This is a genomic window from Kluyvera sp. CRP, from assembly GCF_019930565.1.
In the GTDB taxonomy this organism is placed as follows: domain Bacteria; phylum Pseudomonadota; class Gammaproteobacteria; order Enterobacterales; family Enterobacteriaceae; genus Kluyvera; species Kluyvera georgiana_A.
Map to the genome: position 1 here is coordinate 3595898 of NZ_CP082841.1, position 24160 is coordinate 3620057.

A 24160-nucleotide genomic window follows, 5' to 3' on the forward strand; every position below is an offset into this window, starting at 1 on the left:
GTTACGCTCCCGTCTTCTTAAAGGTCAGCGGTACCACCGTTCTGGCGTCAAAGCGGGCGGTGCACACAGCCACGTTGCTGTTGCCGGGTTTACAGCTGATTTCCGGCAGCGGGTAGCGGGCGCCGTCGCTGCACTGGGCGTTGCCGCGGCTTTTGATCATCAGCTCGCCGTTTTGATGCAGGCCAGAAAAGACCGCGGCTTTACAGACGATATTGCCTTCTCGCACGAGGCGCACGGCGCCTTTATTGTTCTGAATCTGGTAGCGCAGGCTTGGCGCTTTACCGGTATGCGCGTCGCTGATATCCATCTGTGCCCGCCAGTTGCCGTTGAGGAAGCGCGTGGTGCCTGCGCGCATCTGGTCGGCATCCATCACCAGCGCATCTTTTGGAATAACGGCAATCACCACCGGTTTTTCTTCTTCTTTCACCACCGGTTCCGCTTTCACACTGGCCTGATGCAACGGCAGGTCGGTAATTAATACCGGCATGGCGGGCGTTTGCGGGAGGGCAGGCGCGTCGGCAGTCTGAACGACGGGCTCGGACTCAGCCTGAGTGGTCGGGATCATCATGGGAACCGCAATCGCTACGGCGGCAACAGCGGCAGCAATCGGCAGGCCCCATAGCCAGCGCGGACGGCGCGTTCTGGCGACCGTCATCGGTATCATCGGTTCGGCGGGTGCCTGCGGTTCTTCAGGCTCTTCCACCGGCAGCGTGTAGGCATTAATCAACGGTTCATTCGCTGAAATCAGCGGCGCATCGGCTTCGCTAAACGTCACCACGGTGGGTTCGGGTTCTTCTACGAGAGGCACTTCGTCAATGGTCGGCGCTTGTGGTTGTTCCGGTTCAACGTAGCGCAGACAGTCGAATACGTCTTCACGTGCGCCTTCGTTGAGGTTCACAAAGCCCCAGAAGCTGATAACCGGCTTACCGTCGACGAGGAACAGGTGATTTTCACTGGGAAATTGCAGCGATTTATCCAGCAGGGCGCCGAACAGTTGTTGTGCGGTTTTGTCGGATTGCAGGCATTTTTTGCTGAGCGTGCGTGCGCTCTCCTGCAAACCTTCTAAATAGTGCAGCGCCCGCGTGCGTGAGGTTTCATCCGCTGCTTTCCAGCTCATCGCCGTACCATCAATGGGCGAATACCAGTCCACCCGGTCGCCTTCATCATTTAACTGCGGTATCGCCAGGCAGTCGACCAGCGCGTTTTGCTTACGTAAACGCAGGGTTTCGCGCACCTGAAGCGCGGAATGAAATACGGTTTGCCCGCCGCCGCCTACGGCCTGAAAGTCATCAAGACTTCCGCTGCGTAAAAGAGTTTTTGCCACGTTCCTGTCCCATAGACTTCTTCACGGCATTACTTTACGCAAAGCAAAATGCAACAAACGGCGAAAGAGAGGGGTAAATCGGGTAATTCTCGCGGCATTGAATCGCTGGACTTAAGTCAAACCTGAGGAATCGCCGATGAAGAAACCAACAAATTAAGGTTATTCAGCATAACCTGAGACAAATTGGTTATTTGCCAGTTATACGGGGCTGTGCTGTTATTAAGCCGTTCATATAATAAAATCGAAAGGCTTATAACCATGACCACAGGGAAAACGCTCCTCGCGCTGGCGCTCAGCGCGTTGTTACCGGCAAGCGCCGCCTGGGCGGCGAACAACGACACGCTCGTCTACTGCTCCGAAGCCTCGCCGGAGTCCTTTAACCCGCAAATCGCCAGCTCAGGCCCGACGTTCGTCGCCAGTTCGCAAACGCTGTATAACCGGCTGATCAACTTTGATCCGGTGAAAAATACACCGATTCCCTCGCTGGCTACCGACTGGACGATTTCCCCGGATGGGCTGACTTATACCTTTACGCTGCGTCAGGGCGTGAAGTTCAACAGCAATAAATTCTTTACGCCGACCCGCGACTTTAACGCTGATGACGTGATTTTCTCCGTACTACGACAGAAAGATAGCGATCATCCGTACCATAAGGTTTCGCAAGGCAACTACGAATATTTCAACGACGTGGGTCTCGATAAGCTGATTAAATCGGTGAAAAAAATCGATGACTATCACGTGCAGTTTGTGTTGAGCGAGCCGAACGCCGCATTTCTGGCCGACTGGGGGATGGATTTTGCGTCTATTCTGTCGGCGGAGTACGCCGATGCGATGATGAAAAAAGGCACGCCGGAAAACGTGGATAACTGGCCGATTGGTACCGGACCGTACGTGTTACAGCAATATAAGGCTGACTCGCAGATTCGCTACCTTGCTAACCCGAACTACTGGGACGGCGCGGTGCCGACGAAGCACCTGATCTTCGCCATCACCCCGAACGTCGAGACGCGTCTGGCCAAGCTGCAAACCAACGAATGCCAGATTATCCCTGCGCCGTCGCCGGTGCAGTTTGATGTGATTAAAAACAATCACGATCTGGCATTGCATGCGGTCGAAGCCCTGAACGTTGGCTATCTGGCGTTTAATACCGAGAAAAAGCCGTTCGATAATGTGCTGGTCCGCCAGGCGCTGAACTACGCTACCGACAAGCAGGCGATCGTCAATGCGGTGTTTATGGGCTCCGGCACGGTGGCAAAATCGCCGATCCCGCCAAACATGATGGGCTTTAATAAAGATCTGAAAGATTACAGCTACGATCCTGAAAAAGCGAAAGCGTTGCTGAAACAGGCCGGGTTAGAGAAGGGGGTTGATGTGACGCTGTGGTCAATGCCGGTGCAGCGCCCTTATAACCCGAACTCGCGCCGGATCGCGGAAATGATCCAGAACGATTGGGCCAAAGTGGGCGTGAAGGCCAAAATTGTGACCTATGAGTGGGGGGAGTACCTCTCCGGTATCCGCAAAGGCGAACATGGCAGCGCGCTGTACGGCTGGATGTCGGATAACGGCGATCCGGATAACTTTGCCAATACGCTGCTCGGATGCGATAGCATTAAAACGGGCTCTAACGCCGCGCGCTGGTGTAATAAAGAGTATGATGGCCTGGTGAAAAAAGCGCTGGTGGTGAGCGACCCGGCGAAACGTGCCGCGCTCTACGAGCAGGCGCAAGAGATTTACTACCAGCAGGCGCCGTGGATTGCGTTGGCGAACGGCAAAACGTTCTATGCCACGCGTAGCAACGTAACCGGCTACAGCGTAAGCCTGATGGGCAGCGATTTCTCGAAAGTGAAAATCAATTAAGGAGCAGGTATGTCACATCTGGATGAGGTCATCGCGCGCGTTGACGCGGCGATTGAAGAGAGCGTGATTACGCACATGAATGAGCTGCTGGTGGCGCTAAGCGACGATGCAGAGCTGAGTCGTGAAGATCGTTTTACCCAGCAGCAGCGCCTGCGCGTGACGATTTCCCATCACGGGCAGCATCTGCGCGAGCAGGAAGAGTCACGTAAAGAGCAGCTCACTCAGGGTGGAACAATCCTGTAAACCGCTCTGGCCGGGCTGAGCCCCGGCCAGGCGCAGCGCGGGGAGGCGGCGCTGATTCAGAACTGTCTCCTCGCCACCAGCCACGCCCCGACAATCAACATCACCGCGCCGCACACCGGCCCCACCAGCGCTCGCCAGGGCACACCATGGCTGCGCATCACGTCCATCACCAGACCGCCGATAAGCTGGCTGGCGACCAGCACGGCAATCGTGGTTGCCGCGCCCACGTACTGATAGCCGCTGATGCTCGCAAAGACGAAGAACGAACCCAACAGACCGGGAAGCAGCGTCCACCACTTAACGGTTGAGATGAGTTCGTTTACGCCCGCCAGCCCGTGTTTGATCAGCAGAATACTGACGAATAGCACAATACCAACCAGTGAATTGAGCAGCATCGCCACCAGAATCGTCGAGGCCGATTGGGTGATCCGCACCATCAGCGTGTTCTGGATAACCAGGCCGATGCCGGCGGCAACCAGAAACGTCAACGTGAGGGATTGATTCATGCTTTACCGTCCGGATCGCGACGATTATCCAACTGAAGCTGCATAAAGGTGAGGTCCAGCCAGCGGCCAAATTTGGTGCCCACCTGCGGCATTTGCCCGGTGGTGACAAAACCGTGCTTTTCGTGCAAGTGCAGGGACGCATGGTTTTGCGACTCGATGCCTGCCACCATCACATGCTTGCCGCGACGTTTCGCTTCTTCAATCAGCGCGGCAAGCAGAATATGGCCCAGCCCCTTACCCTGATGGTCCGGGTGGACGTAAACGGAGTGTTCGACGGTATGGCGGAATCCATCGAACGCGCGCCAGTCACCGTAGGAGGCATAGCCCGTCACCACGTCGTTTTCTTCGCTGACCAATACGGGAAAGTGCCCAAGCTGACGCGCTTCAAACCAGGCAATGCGGTTGTCGGTATCGACGGTTTTATCGTTCCAGATGGCCGCGGTATGCAGCACGGCGTGATTATAGATGGCCGCTATCGCGGCGCAGTCTTCTTTGGTCGCAAAACGAATAGGCATGGTTGCACCCTGTGTGTTGTTCACTATAGTATAACGATATGAATACTATTGAAGACAACTTAAATCAACGGATCGGCGCAAGAATTCGTATTGAGCGCGAATCGCGAAGCTGGTCGCTGAGTGAGTTAGCCGAGCGCGCTGGCGTATCTCGGGCGATGATTCACAAAATTGAGCGCGGTGAAAGCAGCCCCACGGCGACGCTGTTGGCGCGGCTTTCCGGCGCGTTCGGCATCAGCATGTCAACCTTGATTGCCCGCGCCGAGATTCAGGAGGGGAAACTGCTGCGTTTCGCGGACCAGCCCGTGTGGCACGATCCACAAAGCCACTATCTGCGGCGTCATGTTTCGCCGCGCGGTGAATTGCCTGTCGATTTGGTACAAATTGAGCTTCCCGCAGGTAGCGATATCCCGATGCCGGCTTCGGCTTACGCGATGGCGCGTCAGCTGATCTGGGTTCAGCAAGGGGAATTGCTCTTCATGGAAGGGGAAACCGGGCATCGTATGCAGGCTGGCGACTGTCTGGAACTGGGGCCGCCGAACGACTGCCGCTTTATTAACGATAGCGGTCATACATGTGTTTATCTGGTTGTTCGTTTGAATCTTCCACTCTCGTGATTATTTCGCTAATGACGTATTAATGCGTCATTTGGCGAAGCGCTCTCAATCGCTTTTAATTTCACGTCTGCAACATGTGAAAAATATATATTGTGTTTTTTGCACAAAACAGGAAACGCCAGCTATTAATTATTATAGGCTCTGGGCCAATTAACCGTGGGGTTATAATAAATATGCTGGATTTTGCTAAAGCACAACGTATGAGCCTGACACAGCAGGTTGAGAATAATATCAAGAACGCACTTATCATTGGCGCATTAAAACCCGGCGCCCGACTCGTGACGCGTGAAATAGCCGCGAATCAAGGGATCAGCATTACACCCGTTCGCGAGGCGCTGTTGCGGCTGGTCTCCTTGGGGGCATTGCAGGCCGCACCGGCGCAGGCATTTATGGTTCCGGTGCTAACCGATTCCAGCTATCAGGAAATAACCCAGATACGAAAAAATCTCGAAGGAATGGCGGCCGCAGCGGCCTCCGTGAATATGACCGCACAAAAAATGCAGGAACTCCATCATCTGTTGGCGTTACTTCATGAAGCAAAAGCCTCTGGTGATATCACCCGCATGCTGCAGAGCAATTACCAGTTTCGTTTTCGAATATATGAATACGCGGAAATGCCCACTTTAATGATTATGATCGAACAATTATGGGTTCGGGTAGGGCCAAGTTTCCACTATTTATATTTAAATTCAGTAGAACCGTTTCAGCAGACCAATTTATATCAGCGCCTGCTGATGGCACTGGAGAAAAAAGACTCGATGGCCAGCCATACGGCAATGTGCCAGATTGTTGATGAATCAGCGCATTTTTTACAGCGCCAGTATTGCCCTAGCCATTAATCTGCAAATACGTTTCCGGGTTTCCCCGGAAACGTTCACGCACTTTACTCAAAACGCCAGGCGACATTCACGCCAACGCCGTAGTTACGCCCAGGAGCCGGTTCGTAATAACGGCCATTCGACTCGTTGACGATAACGGAGCCGACATATTGGCGGTCGAAGAGGTTATCGACCCGGCCAAACACATCCAGATTCCAGTTGCCGATATCGAACTTGTAGCCGGTGTTCAATCCGACAACCGTCCACGATGGCGCGCGGGCGGTGTTTTCATCGTTGGCCATAATATCGCTCATATAGCGCACGTCGGCACCCGCATACCAGCCGTTCTCCGGTTCATAGCCCAGAGAGGCAAAGCCCATATTGCGCGCAATCCCGGGAATGCGATTGCCATTACAATTGGCGTCATCACAAACGTTGGTACGATAGGTCGCGTCAAGCCAGGTCCAGGCCGCTTTGGCGCGCCAGTTTTCAGCGAATTGCTGATCCAGCGACAACTCCGCCCCCTGGCGACGTGTTTTACCGGCGTTTTTGTAGCTGGTACGTCCGCCGCTGCTGCTGTCGACGACAATTTCGTTATCGGTATCTGTCTGGAACAGCGCCGCCGTCAGCAAACCGTTGCCAATACGCGTTTTGCTGCCAATTTCCACCGTTTCGTTGGTCGAAGGTTGCAATCCAAAGTTCAGTCCGCCGCGATCGTCCGAACGGTAGGAAAGCTCGTTAATCGTCGGGGTCTCAAAGCCGCGTCCGGCGGAGAGATAGACGTTCCACGCATCGGTGACCGCGTACTTCAACGATCCCGCAGGTAGCCATTTGTGATAGCTGGCGTCGCCGCTATCGTCGCCATTTGTCGCGGTGATGTAGTGGTCGTTGGAGTCAAACCACACCGAGCTGTAGCGCACGCCTGCATCAAGACTGAGTTTATCGGTTAACTGCCACTGGGTTTGCAGGTAGGGATCGACATTCCACATCAGGTTGCGTTCATTGCGACGCAGATTACCTTTCTCACCGTATTCCGGCGTGGTGCCATTCATCACGAAGTTTTCGTAACCGCGACGCTTCTCGCTCATGTTCTCGTAGTTCAGGCCGGTGGTGAAGCTGACCGGAACCAGCAGTTCGCCGCGGTGCGTCCAACGGGTATCGATGCCCTGATAGTGACGATCGAGGTCGATCACGCCGCCCGCATGGGTGGGTTTGAGCTGCGGGGCACGTGGAATCGACTGATACTGCGTGGTTTGACGCTCACCAGCGTACATCATGACGCTTAAATCGTCCTGTTCACTGAGCTGACGTTCGTAGCGCAGGCCTGCCTGGGTCTGTTTTACGCTTTTGCGCATGTTGTACTGGTCACCGCGCGGCGACTGCTCGCGATTCTGGTGCAGTTCGTTGTAGTCCAGCCCGCCGGGATCGTTGGCCTTAATATCGACACTGTTAAACAGCAGGGTCAGCTTGCTGACATCGTTGATGCGTACACCCAGTTTGGCGTTGGCGAGGTTTTTGCGCGCCGCGCTGTGATCGCGATAACCACGGGTGATGAATCGATTCGTCGACACGGTGTAATCGACATCCCCCGCGTGACTACCGTCGCCGACGGCGCCCGTCGCTTTCATACCGTAATGCCAGGTGCCATAGCTACCGTAATAGCTGCTGGCTTCCAGCGTGGTGGGCTGTTTGCCGCTTTCGGTAGTGACGTTGACTACGCCGCCGGATGAGTTGCCGTATAGCGCGGAGAAGGGGCCGCGCAGCACGTCAATATGATCGACGCTACCAATATCGATGTTTGACGTTTGCCCCTGACCGTCTGGCATGGTCGCCGGGATGCCGTCAACGTACATGCGAATACCGCGCACACCGTAGGTGGAGCGTGAACCAAAGCCGCGAATCGACAGCTGGAGATCCTGGGCGTAGTTCTGCCGGTTCTGAATTTGTAAACCCGGCACGGCGCCGAGCGATTCTGACAGGTTAACGCGCGGCGTGGCGTGGCGCATATCCTCGCCGTCAACCACGCTGACCGCGGCCGGCGTATCCAGCTCAGAGACGGTTTGAGGCGTGGCGGTCACAATTAACGTTTGTTCGTCAGCGGCCCAGGAAAAGGGGGAGAAAGCAAGCGGCAACAGCAGCACAGGCAGCGTCGCTGAGCGCACAGAAATGATTTTCATGAAAAACTCGCAAAATGTACCAAATGGAACAGACTCTGAATAGAGTAATACTTTTGTAAATATATTGAAAACTTTAGCAGCATAAATGGTTAATTTCAGGTGATGAAATAGAAACTTTTTGCCGCACGGTAGAAAGAAAAGCTCCACTTTGTATAAATTAATGATTACTATTCGCATCTACAAAACGTAGCGCCATGACGCTGCGAAGGCTGAAGCCATGTGAGCAGTAACAATTAAGTTCATCAAAGGGAGTCGTCATGTCATTACGTCAATTGTCCGCACCGCGCCTGCGCCGTTCTCTGTTGTTGAGTGCCTTACTGCTGGCGGGAAGCTTTAGCGCGCAGGCCGCAGAGGAAATGCTGCGTAAAGCGGTCGGTAAAGGGGCATATGAAATGGCCTACAGCCAGCAGGAAAATGCGCTGTGGCTAGCCACCTCACAAAGCCGTAAAACGGATAAAGGTGGGGTGGTGTACCGCCTGGACCCGACTACGCTGGAAGTGACCCAAACGATCCATAACGATCTTAAACCGTTTGGTGCCACTCTGAACTCGCAGACCCAGACGCTGTGGTTTGGCAACACCATCAACGGTGCTGTCACCGCCATTGATGCGAAAAGCGGTGACGTGAAAGGGCGTCTGGTGCTTGATGGTCGTCAACGTAGCGAAACGGTGAAACCGCTGCAGCCACGTCAGCTGGCGGTGAATGAGAAGACCAACACCGTGTATATCACCGGTGTTGGGAAAGAGGGCAGCGCGGTATGGGTTGTCGATGGCGATAAAATCGCGCTGAAAACCACAATCGAAGGGACCGGCAGCTTCGGCACCGGGCTGGCGGTTGATGCGGAGAAACAGCGCCTGTACGTGACGAATGCCGACGGCGAGCTGGTGACCATTGATACCGCGAGCAACAAAATCGTCAATCGTCAGAAACTGCAGGACGATGGCAAAGAGCACTTCTACATCAACCTGAGCCTGGATACCGCCGGTCAGCGCGCCTTTATTACCGACTCGAAACAGCCGGAACTGCTGGTGGTGAACCTGAAAGATGGCAAAGTGTTGTCGAAGGTGGATACCAAAGAAGGGCTGGCGGTGCTGTTTAACCCGACGCGTAATGAAGTCTATGTTACCCAGCGCAAAGCGGGCACCGTGACGGTTATCGACGCCAAAGATTACAAGGTGACCAAAACCATTCAGACCCCGACCTTCCCGAACAGCCTGGCGCTGTCTGCCGATGGCAAAACGCTGTTTGTGAGCGTGAAGCAGGAATCTACTCGTCAGAAAGAGGCGACCGCCCCGGATGATGTGATTCGTATCGCGCTGTAACCTTTAACGGGAGACGGTCGACGTCTCCCGTATCCTGCTAATTTATCTTCTGTTACATCCGGTTTATTTCATTTTGCGCCATCGGGCATACAATGCACCCACTTAACCCCACGGTGGGTAGAAGAATGAACGGAGAAACCATGAAAAAATCTTTATATGCGCTGTGTGCGGGCCTGATGGTTCTGGCGCTGGCGGGTTGCACCACTAACTACGTGATGACCACCAAAAGCGGACAAACGATTGTGACGCACGGCAAGCCGCAGCTGGATAAAGAGACCGGTATGACCAGCTATACCGATCAGGACGGCAACGCGCGAGAAATTAACAGCAGTGACGTGGCGCAACTGGTCGAAGATAACTGATTACGCTGACCTCAGCGGCCGCGTTTACGGTACTCTCCCGGCGACATGCCAAACCGCTGTTTGAAGGCGGTAGAGAAGTGGCTGTGGTCGCTGAACCCCCAGCGGTAGCCAATTCCCGCCAGCTTTTCATCGTCGTGCGCGCTCAGCAGCGCCTGGGCGCATAAATCTAAACGGCGATTTTTTATATATTGCGCCACCACCAGACCTTTATCAGCAAATAGCCGGTACAGGCTACGAACCGACATCCCGGTTTCGCTGGCCAACCATTCAGGGCGCAGATGTTCTTCCTGGATAGCATCGTCAATCAAGCGCATGATTTTTAGATACTGCTTCTCTCGCCGCGAGGGCTGGACATCCTGTTGATGCAGCATCGGACGCAGCAGGCAGACCATCGCATCGAGCGCCGCTTCGCTTTCGCTGGCCGAAAGTTGCGGGCTGCTCATACTCTCATGCAGCAGACGTTGGCTGAGCTGCACCATCGGTAGCGATTTATCCAGACGGGTGGCGACGCGAATTCCGCTGCCGCGCAGCTGGTTTTCCAGCAGTTGGCGAGGCAGCAACAGCGAGACCTGACGCGAGGTTTGCTGCCAGAGAATAGAACAGGGACGCGAAGCATCAATCAGCGTCATGTCGCCGCTTTGCAGGCACACCTGACGATCGTCCTGCTCAATGCTGGCTTCGCCGGAAAGCTGAAAAACGGTATAGAACCAGGCGTCATTGCCGCCGCGGATCTCCTGACGCGTGCGATACAGATTGACGTTGCGGGTGGTGACGGTACTGAGCTTCAGGCTGCCCGCATAGCTGGTATCAATCTCGCCGTGGAAGTCGCCTTCCAGCGGACGTGCGGCAAAATGCCCGCAGACCTGATTAATCTTCGCCAGCCAGTCATGATACGTCTCACCGCCTTTTACCGCTGCCATACGTCATCTCTGCAATGAAAATGTGATGTTATTGTTGCATTTGTGTTTCTTTAAACAAGGCTGTTCTCAGGAATATATGAAAGAACTATTACCTGCGACACACTTCTGCCAACGCAATCTGCTTAATTGCGGCGTCTGTCACAGCCGCACAAGCGAATGTCACAGAGACAAAAGCGACTTCTTCAGACCCGCCGTAGACTGAAATGACTAACCGCGAAGAATAAGGAGACGATATGTCCTCAGCACAGGTAGCGCTGCTCCCAGGCGTGCAGCAATTTTTAGACCGTCAGCATGGCCTGTTTATTGATGGCGCGCAGCAGGCGGCGCAGAGCGAAAAACGTCTCACCGTCTGGGATCCGGCGACCGGCAAAGCGATTGCCACCACGGCTGATGCCAACGCGGCTGACGTTGATCGCGCGGTGATGTCCGCCTGGCGCGCGTTTGTTTCCCGCAGTTGGGCAGGTCGAACGCCTGCGGAACGTGAACATATTCTGCTGCGTTTTGCTGACCTCGTTGAACAGAACGGCGAAGAACTGGCCCAGCTGGAAACGCTGGAGCAGGGCAAATCGATCAATATCTCCCGCGCTTTCGAAGTGGGCTGTACGCTGAACTGGATGCGCTACACCGCCGGATTAACCACTAAAATCAGCGGCCGCACGTTGGATGTTTCCATTCCGTTCCCGCCGGGCGCGCGCTATCAGGCGTGGACCAAAAAAGAGCCGGTCGGGGTAGTTGCCGGTATTGTGCCGTGGAACTTCCCGCTGATGATCGGCATGTGGAAGGTGATGCCCGCGCTGGCGGCGGGCTGCTCTATTGTGATTAAGCCATCCGAAACTACGCCGCTGACGCTGCTGCGCGTGGCTGAACTGGCTATCGAGGCCGGGGTGCCGGAAGGTATTTTCAACGTGGTCACCGGTAGCGGCGCCGAGTGCGGTGCGGCGTTAACCTCGCATCCACATGTGGCCAAGGTGAGTTTTACCGGCTCGACCGCCACCGGCAAACAGATTGCCCGCGTTGCCGCCGACAGGCTGACCCGCGTCACGCTGGAACTGGGCGGGAAAAACCCGGCGATTGTCCTGAAAGACGCCGACCCGACGTGGGTGATTGAAGGGCTGATGACCGGCAGCTTCCTCAATCAGGGGCAGGTGTGCGCGGCCAGTTCACGCATCTATATTGAAGCGCCGCTGTTCGACACCCTGGTGAGCGGTTTCGAGCAGGCGGTGAAATCGCTGCAGGTGGGGCCAGGTATGCTGGAGACCACACAGATTAACCCGGTGGTTTCTCAGGCGCACTGCGCTAAAGTGGCGGCTTATCTGGACGAGGCACGTAAACAGAATGCGGAACTGATCGCCGGCAACGTTGGCCCGGACGCGCAGGGTTTCTACATTCCGCCGACGCTTGTTATCAACCCAGACGCCAACCTACGCTTAACCCGCGAAGAGGTGTTTGGCCCGGTCGTGAACCTGGTGCGCGTCACCGACGGCGAAGAGGCGCTGCGCCTGGCCAACGACAGCGACTTCGGCCTGACCGCCAGCGTCTGGACCCGCGACCTGACCCAGGCGCTGAACTATACCGACCGCCTGCAAGCCGGTACGGTATGGGTCAACAGCCATACGCTGATTGATGCTAACTTGCCGTTTGGCGGCATGAAACAGTCGGGCACGGGGCGTGATTTTGGCCCGGACTGGCTGAACGACTGGTGTGAAACCAAGTCGGTGTGCGTTCGTTACTGAGTGATGCCGGGTGGCCTACGGTTGAGGCGATACTTAAACCTATCGCCATAATCTGTAGGCCTGATAAGCGAAGCGCCATCAGGCAACCAAGCGAGTTCCGGCATTTATGCGACAGTCATCATCGCGGGCAACTCGCTTATCAGTTTATCGACGGCCAGTCGGACCTTAAGAGAAGGATGGGGCGTTCTCAGCCATACGGCATAAACTGGCCACGTTCCCGAAGACTGCGCTTTTAATATTTGTTTCAGTTCGCCGTTAAGCAGTTGCTCTTTGACCAGCCAGTAGGGCAGCCAGACAATTCCCGCTCCCGTTAACGCACTGTCTTTTACCGCCTGCATATCATCCATCATGATTCTGGCTGGAGGATTCATCTCGATTGCTTCCCCACGCTCATTTTGCACTCGCCATTTGAGAATGCGCCCGGAATGAATGTAGGCCACCGCCTCGTGTTGATGAAGGTCTTCTGCACAAGTGGGCTCACCGGCGCGGCGGAGATAATCCGCAGAGGCGCAGAAAACCATGGTGTGCGGCCAGCTGACGCGCAATCAGGCTACTGCTGTCGGCCAGTGCGCCGATCCTGACGGCCAGATCGAACCCTTCTTCTGACAAATCAACCTGGCGATCGCTGAACGAGATTTCCAGTATCAGCTGCGGATGTTCTTTTGCCAGCGCCGATAATAGCGGCGCAATACACAAGTGGCCGAGCAGAACAGGAACGGAGACCCGCAGTTTGCCGTTTGCCTGGAGTTTGCCGCTGTCCAGGATATCCTCTGCCGTTTTGATTTCCGCCAGCGCCCGGCGACAGTATTCGTAATAAAGCGAGCCTTCGTCGGTCAGACTCTGGCTGCGGGTGGTACGGCTAAAAAGGGTTACGCCTAATCTTTCCTCAAGCCGGGAGACGGTTTTGGCTACCGCCGAACGCGTGACGTGAAGTTTGGCGGCAGCCTGTGAAAAGCTCACCGATTCAGCCGCGGCGACAAAGACGGGAATACTGTTCAATTCACTTTTCATATTGTTGCCATTCAGGAATCAATTAGAGGAAATACTATCTCCACTGTAGCGTAAAGCGCAATGTTACCATCCATACCATCCGTGATTAACTTTGCAGGAATCGCCATGAACCGTACGATGAAACGTTGGACGCTAAACGAAACCGGACGTCAGAATCTCAAACTCACCGAAGCAGAAATCCCGCAGCCCGGCCAGAATGAAGTCTTGGTGCGGGTGAATGCGGTCGCTCTTAACTACCGGGATAAGGTCATTATTGAAGGCGGAATGGGGAACGGCATGCCCATGCCTTTTACCCCCGGTTCCGATATGGCTGGCGTGGTTGAGGCCGTTGGGCCTGGGGTGACCCGTTTTCGCCCTGGCGATCGCGTGATTTCTTCTTTTAACGCCGACTGGATTGATGGCAAGCTGGAAAATAATGCCGCCAATCCGCATTACAACACCCTGGGGTACGCTATCCAGGGCGTTCTGGCGGAATACGTCGTGATGCGTGAAGCGTGGCTGGTTGCGGCGCCACGAACGCTCAACGACGCGCAGGCCAGTACGCTGGTGTGTGCGGGGCTGACGGCCTGGTTTGCCCTGGTTGAGCGTGGGCACCTGCATGCCGGTGAAAGCGTACTGGTTCAGGGGACGGGCGGCGTGGCGATCTTTGTCCTTCAGATTGCCAAAGCGATGGGGGCCGAAGTGTTTATTACCTCATCCAGTGACGACAAGCTGGCCGCAGCGGCGACCCTTGGCGCTGATCATGGTATTAACCGCAACAAAGAGGACTGGGTTGACGCGGTCTATCGGCTGACTCATCAGCGTGGTATCGATCACGTTGTGGATACCGTTGGTGGCCGTAATTTTGCCGATTCTGTTCGCGCGGTGGCGTCGCACGGTCGTATCTCACTCATTGGGATGATGGACACGCACGACACCTCAGCACCAGGGGGGTTACTGTTGCTCAAATCGCCAACCGTTCAGGGGATTGGCGTTGGCCATCGGCGGGCGCTGGAAGATCTGGTTCGGGCCGTTGACACGATTGCCCTGAAACCGGTTATTGACAAATCTTTCCGCTTCGACGAACTACCAGAGGCGCTAAACTACCTCGATAAAGGCGCGTTTGGCAAAATCGTCATTCAGATTAACTGATTGCCGGGGAGGTCACCGCACTAACCGGGATACAGGCGAGCAGGGGACACGCGCTGACGAGTACGTGTCCTACCCCCACGCTTTGTTCTGGATAACGACTCTGTATCCATCGACGTCAACAAATGTCTTCCCGTTCACGTCCCAGTAAGGGTTGAATGATTTTGTCATGATAAAACCGGCATCGGTCATTTTCTGGCAAGCATGCATCCATTCCTTTTCATCCGGATAATAAAGAACGAGTAAATCCTCTTCGGTATGCAGCGGTTGAACCGGATGGTATTCGCAATGAGTCAATTCGATATGCCAGCCTAAGCCTTCCCGGCCTAACATGATTCCGTTGAAACCGTCATGGTCGTTGAATTCAGCAATTTTCTGCAGCCCCAGCCCCTGACTGTACATCAAAAAAGACCGTTCAATATTGGTGACGGGTCTGGCAATACGCATGTGGCTAAACATCGGCGACTCTCCTGGCGAAGATAGGGTATGAACGTGGATATCTTCGATGAGTTTACACGTTAGCCTGCTTTTGATTTGTCGATGAGAGCCTGCCAGATACGCTTAATTCTTGATGTATGAGGTCCATCAAGGGATGGATGATGGCACCTTGCAGAATAAAAGCCGCAAGCAGTGTTCTGCTTACGGCTCCAGGAGCGGTGAGGTTACGTTCTGGTATTCAGGCTGCCTTCACGGCTTTAATTTTTTTACTGTCAGCCGTATCAGACGCTGGAGTGTCGGTTTTCGTTGCGGTATTCATCTCCGGCAGCTTGCTGGTGCGTAAAATATGCTGCACGGTCACTTTCTGCTCGGCGAGATACAGACCAAGATCTTCTGCCTGCGTTTCATCCATCGGCATTCCGCTTTGCAACAGGAAGTCGGTAAACGCTTCTGCCATATCGAGCAGTCTGTCGTGAGCGTCAGCCTCTTTCTTACTGGCAAATGTCATTTTCTCTTCACCTTTTCTTACGACAACATATTTTATTTCAACGGCCATGATTTGCCCCTTACACTGTGATTATATCCAGTATATCAAGTCAGAGGCCGTGTTGCAGCTAAAAATACCCACAGCCGAGCAAGCCCTACCAGAAACCGGAATATAACTTGTTTCAGGAAGACGCTAGAATGGCCTGGTGGTTCTCCCGTATTAACAGCGGCCGCTGACACCGAACATACCCATGGCTATTTGCAACAAATTTGATAAACGGCTTGCATAAAGGAATAAATAATGAAAGTAAGGGCGCTTTGCAGTCTGTTTCTTTTCGCTGCATCATTTAATGCCGCAGCTATTACGCAATTTAAACCGGCGGTCTTAAATGCTGCTCTTTTGTTTGAGCATGATCCAACCATCGGCAACGTCAAACATAGTGTGCAGTGGATTCGGGATGTTAACGGCAAACTCAGGGTGATGACGGAAGTAAGATATGACCGTAATGGCTGTTTTACTCATATCAATATGGTTGACAAGGAGAACACTCGTATTTTTCATTTGGTCAATAAAGAAGGGGCGTTAACCTCTTTTAATGGTCAGCGCATTACCGGAAAAATTAACGGTCGCTGCGAAATCACTGAGCTTGAAAATGAAACAGGGCAATATACCCTTAACTACAATATACGTGGGTTGCTTGAGACTATTGTCGATAAAAGTACGGGCGAAGTGGTAGAACGATATGAATATGGCAATAGCCAATTACCCGTACGTATCCGAAACTACCAGGATAACACCGACCAGCGTATTTTTTATCCGTCAGGAAGCGCACAGTTTGTTGATTCAGAAATCGTGTCGAAAAGAGGGGAATCGACTGTGCGCGTGAAACAGAGTTGTTCTTATACTGTTGATGGCAATGCCGATAAATGCTCGCTGATATCCTCTGGAAATGAGGAATATCGTGGCTCAATTCTGTTCTGGGTTTCAAACCACGACACGGAATATTTCTGATTGGTGCAAAAGCGCGATAGTCACGTATCGCAACGAACCTGTAGGCCAGACAAGCGTTGCGTCATCAGGCTTACAACCAAAACAACAGTAAAAGATTACCGCCGCTCAAAGTGTCTATGATTATTTGTATCTAATTCAATGAATTATGATGTGTGTTAGGCTATTTTATCTTTGCCGATCTTTTTTTGTTGTATCTCCTGGCTTCGATTTGTACTGTCATGTAGACAAACCCTGGAGAATTGCCATGATTTACACTGAACGCCTTGAATTGATCCATAAAAGTGGTGATGTACTGTACCCTGTGAAGATAACCAGAAAATCAACGGGAAAAACCGCCTTTCACCTTGTACCATTTGGCATGGATAAAACTGACGACCTCCTGGAGGTGGAAGACCCTTCAGAAGCAATTCGGCTGGTGATTGATGAACGGTATTCCATTCGTTGTAGCACAATTACAGCGACTATTACGGATAAAAAGGGCAAGCGAATTAAGCGAACAGGGATATACAACATTAAGGGAATTAGCATAAAAGGATATAACGTCAGGTAATGGCGCCGAGCGTACAAGCTACCATCAGGAGCAGTGAGCAGATAATCGCCTGTTGATGAGTCGCTTATTCAATGCAAACGGGGCATAGTAAGCCATTCGGAACAGGATTATTCAGTCCAATCCATCGACACAGAATAACGGTGAGGTCACAAATATGACGCCTACATTGCAAGGATCGCTAGTCACGCTCCGTCCTCTGCTTGAGACAGATGCTCAGCTATTGATTGATGCGGCGGCGGATGGGGAACTCTGGTCCCTGCCATTTACGGTGGTTCCGTCTGCTGACACCGCTGATTCCTACATTCAGAAAGCCCTGAAGGGGCAGGCCGAAGGCACAGTCATGCCGTTTGCGGTAACGCTCTCATCCGACCAACGCGTCATTGGGTCAACACGTTTCTGGAAGATTGATCGAGAAAACCGAAAACTCGAAATAGGCCACACCTGGTATTCCCAAAGCTGGCAAAAAACAGCTGCAAATACCGAGAGTAAACTGTTACTGCTGCAATACGCTTTTGAGCAACTGAAGTGTGTTCGCGTTCAGTTTACGACTGATGTATTGAATGAGCGCTCGCAGGCAGCCATTCTCCGTATTGGCGCGGTTCAGGAAAGCATCATCAGAAATGAACGCATTATGCCTGATGGTCGAAAACGGACTTCCATACGCTACAGCATAATTGATGATGAGTGGCCGCAGGTTCGGACTAACCTTGAGCACCGCCTTTCCCGTTACAGGGAAGAAAAATAACTCGAGGTTTTGCGGACAGAAGGTCTGCTGTGGGCGAGGAGCGGAAGTTCATAATTCCTTTAGACAATCCTCCCGGGAGGTTATGATAAAAATATACAGCCACAAAGGGAGTGGACATGACATTGTTTGAGGGATGTAAGGAGTTGCTCAAGGCAGATTTTGATGTTGTGGAAGGGGATGATTTGAGTATGGTAATGGATATTTTTCATCAATATCCATGGTATAGCGGTAATCTCATATGGTCGGAAATGGATTTCAGCGATTATGAACTTACTCATGATATGTTTAATGGGAGCGGCTTAGGCAATGAAACAGTATTTGTCATAGCGGATGATGCCGATGTGCCCGTGTTCAGAACCCATCTACAACTCATTGTCGATAATATCTACGATGTCATCTCCATATCACCTAAGCTTTTTATTTTTAACGATAAGATAATGATTACGCCTTTATTCCCTCATAATTTTATACGGTTGGGTCTGCGAAAGTGATGAGCAGAAATACTGACCAGCTCCCCGTTGACCAACTAAGACTGTAGTTAGCAACGTCTCCTCCTGGAACGCAGTGGACCGCCTGAAGCGTGGCGAAATATGCTATGAGTGATGCTCAAAAGTAACAAATGCGATGGCCGAAAAATAAGCACATCAGCATGTATGGTGGATTTAACCAAAAACATGCATAGCTTCCAACTGCTCTTTTTTCATTTCATTACAAGAGGATAAAAAATTATCTTTAAAATCTGATGGGGGATCTCTTAATTGCTGCACTGCCGCTATATTTACTTCTAACTCCCGTAATTGTGCAATTGTGCTTCTACGAATCGAGGAGAGAAAAAAATCCCCTGCATTTTCTTTATGACTCTCCAAATAATTAGTTAGTATTTGAGACGATGCTTGAATTGCTTTTTCCTCAGAAAAACCCAAAGTAAAGCGAGAGTAGATGACATTGTATTGGTATAGACATGCTGCTTCAGCCATTTGTTTAGCTTGCTCCTCTGGGGAGGGTTGATTTGCCCACGATTGGGAAGTGACGAGCAATATAAGCAGTAATAATTGTTTTTTCATGTGTAGAATCCCTACCATTGTGAATGCAATATTTAAAACGTTGAAGCCTGGCATTGACAACAACCGCTGACCAGCTCTCCGTTGACCAACTAAGACTCTTGTTTTCCACGTCCGCCCCTGGCACAAGGCGGACATTGCTGACTGAGCTTAAGGTCCGATGTGAGCGAGGAGCGGACCTCTGTCATGTTGTCGTAAAAAATCACCGCTTAATCAGGAGATAGCAATACCTCTTGCCCTCAAGCTCCGTCTACTTGAATTGATGGCTTCCAGTAGGCGAAGGCGGCTTTCGCTGAGATGAACGGCGAGTAACTCTGCCGCTTTTTCAGTCTCCCGCGACCTAAGCGCAGCTATGATCTCTTGATGATCTTCCCATGCGGGATTCGATGGTGCTTTGTCGAGCCATCGTGCCCGTGAAAGCCGGCGCAGGGCATCGCTTACCCCTTCGAAAATAAACGCATTCTGACAAAGACGGGCCAGCTGTAGATGGAATAATGTCCCGGCATCCTCCATCACCTCTTCTGACACATCAGTAGTCTTCGTTTTGAGCAGGTTTTCCAGACCGTTGAGTTGTTCTTCTGTCATCTGGCTGGCTGCTAGTTTTAATGCCGCCACTTCCAGTACTTCCCGGTAAATACATAGCTGTTCAACTTCTGCGACATCGATCGGTGCCACTAACCAGCGCAGCCCATCACGACGGACCAGTCCTTCTGACTCCAGTTTTTGTAATGCGGCTCGCACAGGCGTTCGGGATGCGTTAAACGTTGCTTCAGCCCAGCGCTCGGTAAGTCGTTCTCCTGGCCCCAGCTCCATACTGAGTATCAGTTTTCTTAATTGGTTTTCAACTTCTGATGCCTGACTCATAACAACAATGTTCTCCCGCAAATTGACAGTAAGATGCGCAATCGATATGGTATACCAATTTGGTATACCAAGAAAGAGTGTTTCTATGACCCAATTCTATAACAGCTTCTGGCAGCGAAACCTGCTTGTTTGCGTCATTGGCTCGTTCTCAACGGTCTTCGCAATGACCCTTATGCTGCCGTTTCTGCCTTTGTATGTCGAAGAACTGGGTGTTAGTGGGCATGCTGCGGTCGTGCAATGGTCTGGCGTAGCATTCAGCGCAACGTTTATCACTGCCGGGTTGATCGCCCCTGTCTGGGGGAAACTCGGTGACAGATATGGACGCAAGTCGATGCTCGTGAGAGCCAGCCTTGGCATGGCGGTGACTGTTTCGCTTATGGGGCTGGTGACCAATATATGGCAACTTGTCGGACTAAGGTTGTTAGTTGGTCTGGCTGGTGGCTACTCATCCGGTGCGACAATTCTTATCGCAGTCCAGGCTCCCAGAGAACGTGCAGCCTGGGCGTTGGGGATTGTTTCATCCGGTGTAATGGCGGGCAATCTTATCGGTCCACTTGCCGGCGGGTGGCTACCTGGTCTGCTCGGCATTCGAACCACGTTTTTCTGTGCAGGTGCGCTGATATTTCTATCCTTTATCATGACCCTCACTCTCATTCGCGAAGAGGTGCAAAAGCCTGAGAATACGCTGGCAAAAACGGCAGTGAGCTGGTCGCAGTTGCCTGCCCGTACTGTAATTATTTGCATGCTTTGCACCGGTCTGCTGCTGATGCTGGCCAACATGTCGATAGAGCCCATTATTACGGTCTATGTGCGAACTCTCGTCAGTGACGCTTCTCAGATAACCAAAGTGGCAGGATATGTAATGGCTGCCGCAGCCCTGGGCAGCATTATTTCTGCATCCTGGCTTGGAAAACTGGCTGACAGGATAGGACATTTACGCATTATCACAATGGCATTGGCGACAGCCGGTTTTCTGCTTATTCCTCAGGCGTTTGTTTCCTCAGGCTGCCAGCTTATTGCTCTGCGTTTCCTTATGGGGCTGGCACTAGGTGGATTACTGCCATGTATGGCGGCGGTAATACGTCATCGTGTACCAGAAGGAATGGTAGGTAGCATCCTCGGTTATTCCGTAGCGGCACAGTTCGCAGGTCAGTTCATCGGGCCGTTGATCGGCGGCTTTGTCGGCGGGCATATCGGTATGCGAGCCGTCTTCCTGGCAACCAGTTGCATAGTGCTGCTCGGAGCAGCCTGGAACCTCAAAATTTATCGTCAGTTAGCAACGCGTTGACTGACGGCATTGCCTCTTACCTGCAAATCCCGGAGATTTTATGACGACTCAACTCAGTAATATCAATAAAAATAGCGCGCTGCTGGTAATGGACTTTCAGATGCTCATCCTCAACAACTTCCTCCCGCAAGAGAGTGCCAGGGATGTTATTCGCAACACGGCATCGCTGATATCTACCGCACGCGCAGCTGGCGTAACGGTTATCTACGTGAGTGTCGGATTCCGCAAGGGTTACCCTGAAGTCAGTCACAACAACACGATTTTCTCGTCAATTAAAGAGAATGGCATTTTTATGGTTGATAACGAGAGTACGGCCATTCATGCAGATGTCGCTCCTGAAGAGAATGAGGTCGTCATTGTTAAACGCAGAGTGGGGGCTTTCTCCTTTACTGAACTCGATTTGGTTCTTAGGGCGCAGGGAATAGAAACCTTGATTCTTACTGGCGTCACCACAAGTGGCGTTGTGCTGTCTACCGTTGGGCAAGCTTTTGACCTGGATTACCGGCTGGTGATTGCGAGAGATTGTTGTGCCGATCCAGATCATGACACCAATTTGTTTTTACTTGAAAAAATTCTGCCTCAACATGCTTTTGTTACCGGTTCTGCTGAAATATCAAAAGCCTGGGCATAAAATATCTGATGTCGAAGTACCCACCGTTTGGGTTGTAGAGTTGACCGGAGAAGCGCGATTGCCGGTCATATAAACGTCCGCTTCTGGCACTGAGCGGACGAGTTTACTGGGGTGAAGGTCCGCTAGCTGAAATTGTGCTTAAATAATGATAGCTCTGGCAGGATGGGTGTTCAATGATTGCAAGGTGGCCACTAATTCAGGTGACGTAAATGTGTAGCAATCCCCCACTTTAGGCCGATACATTTTCCATTGATCAGGTCGATAACAGAATAACTTGCATTGGGGTGAGCATAGCGAGGGAAATTATTGACAGTCCCTTCTTTAAGGATTGCCAGAGTGCCCTGACTGACATGCCCGTGAGACACAATACATATTGTTTGTTGATGTGATGAGGTCTCTTCCAGGTTTTGTAAAAAACGCATAACTCGCTGAGAAGCATGCGCCAGTGACTCCCCCCCAGGTGGACAATACTCTGCATCAAGCCTGAATAACGCATTTGCATCGTTCGGATGTTTTTGTCTGAGTAGTTCTAACGGCATACCTTCAAACTGACCAAAAGCCTGCTCTTTAAGGGCCGGTTCAGCCGTCAGTGAACAGCGAAAATTTTCAGCCAGGCTTCGCCCCATTTGCCAGGCACGTCCAAGCGGAGAAGCGTAAACACGCTCTATTTGATACTCACTTGCACTAAACGCTGCTAGTAGGACGGATATTTCACGAAAACCCCGACAGGTCAAGGGGCTATCGCTGTGCCCCTGAATAATTCCTTCCAAATTCCACTCTGTTTCTGCGTGTCGAACAAGTATCAATTTCATCGTTAGCGGGCCTTGCTCGTTGTTGATCAAAATGCCCCAACAGCGCGATGTCAAACACACACCTTTGAAGCAGTGGAAGGCTTTCCTGTTTTGGAAATAATGAACAAGTGTAGCTTATTGCCGTTATGCAGCGGCTCTGGGTGTGAGGCGCTGAATTTTATCCGTAGTTAACTTCTGCCTCTGGCACGAAGCGGACTAGGTCACTGAGGTGAAGGTCCGCTGTGAGCGAGGAGCGGACGGTTCTCTACTGATTGAATCACAATCTGGTGAGGCGTCATATGTAGTTCAGATAACCGCTCATGAAAGGTTTTTTTTTGCCGATATAACATGGATGTTATGCACTGAAGTTAGATAACATATTGACTGTGATAAAGACATGGTTTTTATTAAGTAAGGAATAATGATGATTAGAATTTTAGGGTTTATATTTTTGTTACTTACGGCAGGGTGTTCAACGCCAGGAAAACCAGCTTTCTATTATACTTGGACACAGTACAAAACCGGTGTTGAAGTGATGCTGGTTAATGAACCGCAGTACAAAGATGGTTTTGATGGAATTCTTCGCCTTGACGATAAAGGCAAATACGCAGTAATGGCTATATACAACGGTGGGGATATGTCGAGTCACTTCGGATATGTCACCAAGGACAGTCTCGAAAGTTGGATAACCATGTACACCGACTTTTTAAAATGGGATCCGCAAAATCCAGCGCAGCCGACAAAATTTACTATTCTGGATAATCTTTCGTGGACCCATAAAGACTACGATGTTGAGTATCGCTTCGTGAACGGTAAAAAGCTATTTGTTATCAATAAGCATAGTACTGGAAACTGGTTTGTGGACTTCTCAGCGCTCTCCATGGATGAAGCCAATGTCGCAAAGCTGACTAATGTCTACATCGATCTGAGACAGAAGCTGAAATAGCCAGTCAACAGCCCTCGGCTGGGCCTCATTTGGAGGTTTTCAGTGACTGGCAGAGGTAATTTAATCGTCTGCATTGTACGTCTCCAGTGAATGCAATGCAGACTTAGCAATGTCCGCTTCTGGCACGAAGCGGACATTTCGCCCACCATTTCAGTAAAATTACCTGACAGCTTTCGTTACTACACCAGAGCCGCTCAACAGCATGCGGATACCAAGTCCTATCATCACAACGCCGGTAAAACGTTCCTGCCATTTGATAAACCCCGGGTGCTGGCCTAGCCAGTTCCCAAATGTTCCTGATGCCATTGCGACGGAGCCCAGTGAAACAATTCCTGCCAGTTTTTGGATACTGCCCAGCACAAGCAATTGCAGCCAGACAGGACCCGCGGCGGGATCGACAAATTGAGGCAGAAAAGCAAACATAAACAGCAGGGATTTTGGGTTAGTTAGGCTATTCAGGGCGCCTTCCTTAACGGCATTCCAGTCAGAAATTTTTGCCGTTTTTCGTAGCCGGGTATCGGTTCCGGAAGTCGCAATCATTTTTATGCCCAGCCACATCAGATAAGCTGCGCCCACCCACCTCAGGAGGTCTAGCGCCACCGGCCACGCATGAACGACGGTAACCAGCCCAAGGACAAGAAAGGAAACTTGCACAAAACCTGCGACAAAGACATTACCCAGAACGGTAAGAAGGGCAATACGTCTTCCCTGGCCGACGCCTCTGGCGATAGTCAGCATCATGTCTGGCCCCGGAGAAATCTCCAGAAGCGTCAGCGCGAGAAGGAAAGTCATAAACGTTTCGAGGGAAGGCATGTTTG

Annotated in this window: 25 protein-coding genes and 2 pseudogenes; 15 read left to right on the forward strand and 12 right to left on the reverse strand. The window is 51.9% G+C overall.

Translation table 11 applies throughout. The features are described 5' to 3' along the window. Position 1: 1 nt before the first annotated feature. Positions 2-1324 (reverse strand): SrfA family protein, encoded by a 1323-nt coding sequence (locus tag K7B04_RS17055; RefSeq protein WP_223802573.1) that lies wholly within the window; start codon positions 1322-1324, stop codon positions 2-4. A gap of 258 nt (positions 1325-1582) precedes the next feature. Between K7B04_RS17055 and K7B04_RS17060 the strand changes: the two genes are divergently transcribed. Then, the gene (locus K7B04_RS17060; protein ID WP_223802574.1) at positions 1583-3181 is read left to right on the forward strand and encodes an ABC transporter substrate-binding protein; all 1599 of its coding nucleotides are present in this window, start codon (positions 1583-1585) and stop codon (positions 3179-3181) included. Between the two features lie 9 nt (positions 3182-3190). Beyond that, complete coding sequence (locus tag K7B04_RS17065) at positions 3191-3424, forward strand: DUF2526 family protein (RefSeq protein ID WP_163449542.1); 234 nt, start codon at positions 3191-3193, stop codon at positions 3422-3424. A 56-nt stretch (positions 3425-3480) separates the two neighbouring features. On the opposite strand, the gene K7B04_RS17070 is transcribed toward K7B04_RS17065, so the two are convergent. Then, positions 3481-3930 (reverse strand): DMT family transporter, encoded by a 450-nt coding sequence (locus K7B04_RS17070; RefSeq protein ID WP_163449541.1) that lies wholly within the window; start codon positions 3928-3930, stop codon positions 3481-3483. Then, positions 3927-4445 (reverse strand): GNAT family N-acetyltransferase, encoded by a 519-nt coding sequence (locus K7B04_RS17075; RefSeq protein WP_167575890.1) that lies wholly within the window; start codon positions 4443-4445, stop codon positions 3927-3929. The genes K7B04_RS17070 and K7B04_RS17075 overlap by 4 nt, the downstream gene beginning before the upstream one ends. Before the next feature lie 38 nt (positions 4446-4483). On the opposite strand from K7B04_RS17075, the gene K7B04_RS17080 reads away from it, so the two are divergent. After that, positions 4484-5059 (forward strand): XRE family transcriptional regulator, encoded by a 576-nt coding sequence (locus K7B04_RS17080; protein WP_163449539.1) that lies wholly within the window; start codon positions 4484-4486, stop codon positions 5057-5059. A gap of 173 nt (positions 5060-5232) precedes the next feature. Continuing rightward, on the forward strand, positions 5233-5898 hold the full coding sequence (locus K7B04_RS17085) for a GntR family transcriptional regulator (protein ID WP_223802575.1): 666 nt from the start codon (positions 5233-5235) through the stop codon (positions 5896-5898). Between the two features lie 44 nt (positions 5899-5942). On the opposite strand, the gene pqqU is transcribed toward K7B04_RS17085, so the two are convergent. After that, positions 5943-8054: a TonB-dependent receptor PqqU gene (pqqU, locus tag K7B04_RS17090; protein WP_167575888.1), complete on the reverse strand. Its 2112-nt coding sequence runs from the start codon at positions 8052-8054 to the stop codon at positions 5943-5945. Positions 8055-8311: 257 nt separating this feature from the next. Here pqqU and K7B04_RS17095 point away from each other — a divergent pair, with 257 nt between their 5' ends. Next, entirely contained in the window at positions 8312-9376 is a 1065-nt protein-coding gene (locus tag K7B04_RS17095; protein WP_167575887.1) for a YncE family protein, read from the forward strand. Positions 9377-9516: 140 nt separating this feature from the next. Beyond that, complete coding sequence (locus K7B04_RS17100; RefSeq protein ID WP_163449589.1) at positions 9517-9738, forward strand: YgdI/YgdR family lipoprotein; 222 nt, start codon at positions 9517-9519, stop codon at positions 9736-9738. An 11-nt stretch (positions 9739-9749) separates the two neighbouring features. Here the strand turns inward: K7B04_RS17100 and feaR are convergent, their stop codons facing one another. Then, positions 9750-10658 (reverse strand): transcriptional regulator FeaR, encoded by a 909-nt coding sequence (gene feaR, locus K7B04_RS17105; RefSeq protein WP_223802576.1) that lies wholly within the window; start codon positions 10656-10658, stop codon positions 9750-9752. 233 nt (positions 10659-10891) lie between these two features. Here feaR and K7B04_RS17110 point away from each other — a divergent pair, with 233 nt between their 5' ends. Further along, a complete protein-coding gene (locus tag K7B04_RS17110; RefSeq protein WP_223802577.1) occupies positions 10892-12391 on the forward strand; it encodes an aldehyde dehydrogenase family protein in 1500 nt (499 codons plus the stop codon). A gap of 104 nt (positions 12392-12495) precedes the next feature. Here K7B04_RS17110 and K7B04_RS17115 read toward each other — a convergent pair. Next, a pseudogene (locus tag K7B04_RS17115) lies at positions 12496-13402 on the reverse strand (LysR substrate-binding domain-containing protein). Between the two features lie 105 nt (positions 13403-13507). Here K7B04_RS17115 and K7B04_RS17120 point away from each other — a divergent pair. Continuing rightward, positions 13508-14533 carry an NAD(P)-dependent alcohol dehydrogenase gene (locus K7B04_RS17120; RefSeq protein ID WP_223802578.1) on the forward strand — a complete coding sequence of 342 codons (1026 nt, stop codon included), beginning with the start codon at positions 13508-13510 and terminating at the stop codon, positions 14531-14533. Positions 14534-14602: 69 nt separating this feature from the next. Here the strand turns inward: K7B04_RS17120 and K7B04_RS17125 are convergent, their stop codons facing one another. Both K7B04_RS17125 and K7B04_RS17130 read right to left on the reverse strand, forming a co-directional pair. Then, on the reverse strand, positions 14603-14989 hold the full coding sequence (locus K7B04_RS17125; protein WP_163449594.1) for a VOC family protein: 387 nt from the start codon (positions 14987-14989) through the stop codon (positions 14603-14605). A gap of 217 nt (positions 14990-15206) precedes the next feature. Then, the gene (locus K7B04_RS17130) at positions 15207-15524 is read right to left on the reverse strand and encodes a YebG family protein (protein ID WP_223802579.1); all 318 of its coding nucleotides are present in this window, start codon (positions 15522-15524) and stop codon (positions 15207-15209) included. 231 nt (positions 15525-15755) lie between these two features. Between K7B04_RS17130 and K7B04_RS17135 the strand changes: the two genes are divergently transcribed. The 4 genes from K7B04_RS17135 (at position 15756) to K7B04_RS17150 (ending at position 18252) form a co-directional block, all read left to right on the forward strand. Then, positions 15756-16466, forward strand: a complete 711-nt coding sequence (locus K7B04_RS17135) for a YnfC family lipoprotein (RefSeq protein ID WP_223802580.1) — start codon at positions 15756-15758, stop codon at positions 16464-16466. 244 nt (positions 16467-16710) lie between these two features. Continuing rightward, positions 16711-17016, forward strand: coding sequence for a transposase (locus tag K7B04_RS17140; protein ID WP_223802581.1), 306 nt, complete (start codon positions 16711-16713; stop codon positions 17014-17016). Positions 17017-17170: 154 nt separating this feature from the next. Continuing rightward, positions 17171-17761 carry a GNAT family protein gene (locus K7B04_RS17145; RefSeq protein ID WP_223802582.1) on the forward strand — a complete coding sequence of 197 codons (591 nt, stop codon included), beginning with the start codon at positions 17171-17173 and terminating at the stop codon, positions 17759-17761. Between the two features lie 116 nt (positions 17762-17877). Further along, positions 17878-18252, forward strand: a complete 375-nt coding sequence (locus K7B04_RS17150; protein WP_163449599.1) for a hypothetical protein — start codon at positions 17878-17880, stop codon at positions 18250-18252. A 171-nt stretch (positions 18253-18423) separates the two neighbouring features. On the opposite strand, the gene K7B04_RS17155 is transcribed toward K7B04_RS17150, so the two are convergent. Beyond that, positions 18424-18825, reverse strand: a complete 402-nt coding sequence (locus tag K7B04_RS17155) for a hypothetical protein (RefSeq protein WP_223802583.1) — start codon at positions 18823-18825, stop codon at positions 18424-18426. 210 nt (positions 18826-19035) lie between these two features. Further along, positions 19036-19686, reverse strand: a complete 651-nt coding sequence (locus K7B04_RS17160; protein WP_223802584.1) for a GntR family transcriptional regulator — start codon at positions 19684-19686, stop codon at positions 19036-19038. 85 nt (positions 19687-19771) lie between these two features. Here K7B04_RS17160 and K7B04_RS17165 point away from each other — a divergent pair, with 85 nt between their 5' ends. Then, positions 19772-20974 carry an MFS transporter gene (locus K7B04_RS17165; RefSeq protein ID WP_223802585.1) on the forward strand — a complete coding sequence of 401 codons (1203 nt, stop codon included), beginning with the start codon at positions 19772-19774 and terminating at the stop codon, positions 20972-20974. 40 nt (positions 20975-21014) lie between these two features. Then, positions 21015-21606, forward strand: a pseudogene (locus K7B04_RS17170) (isochorismatase family cysteine hydrolase); the annotation flags it as partial. A gap of 190 nt (positions 21607-21796) precedes the next feature. Here K7B04_RS17170 and K7B04_RS17175 read toward each other — a convergent pair. After that, positions 21797-22417 carry a histidine phosphatase family protein gene (locus tag K7B04_RS17175; protein WP_167575875.1) on the reverse strand — a complete coding sequence of 207 codons (621 nt, stop codon included), beginning with the start codon at positions 22415-22417 and terminating at the stop codon, positions 21797-21799. A gap of 400 nt (positions 22418-22817) precedes the next feature. Between K7B04_RS17175 and K7B04_RS17180 the strand changes: the two genes are divergently transcribed. Continuing rightward, positions 22818-23342, forward strand: a complete 525-nt coding sequence (locus K7B04_RS17180) for a hypothetical protein (protein ID WP_223802586.1) — start codon at positions 22818-22820, stop codon at positions 23340-23342. 159 nt (positions 23343-23501) lie between these two features. Here the strand turns inward: K7B04_RS17180 and K7B04_RS17185 are convergent, their stop codons facing one another. Next, positions 23502-24155: a LysE family translocator gene (locus K7B04_RS17185; protein WP_163445505.1), complete on the reverse strand. Its 654-nt coding sequence runs from the start codon at positions 24153-24155 to the stop codon at positions 23502-23504. Between the last annotated feature and the right edge of the window lie 5 nt (positions 24156-24160).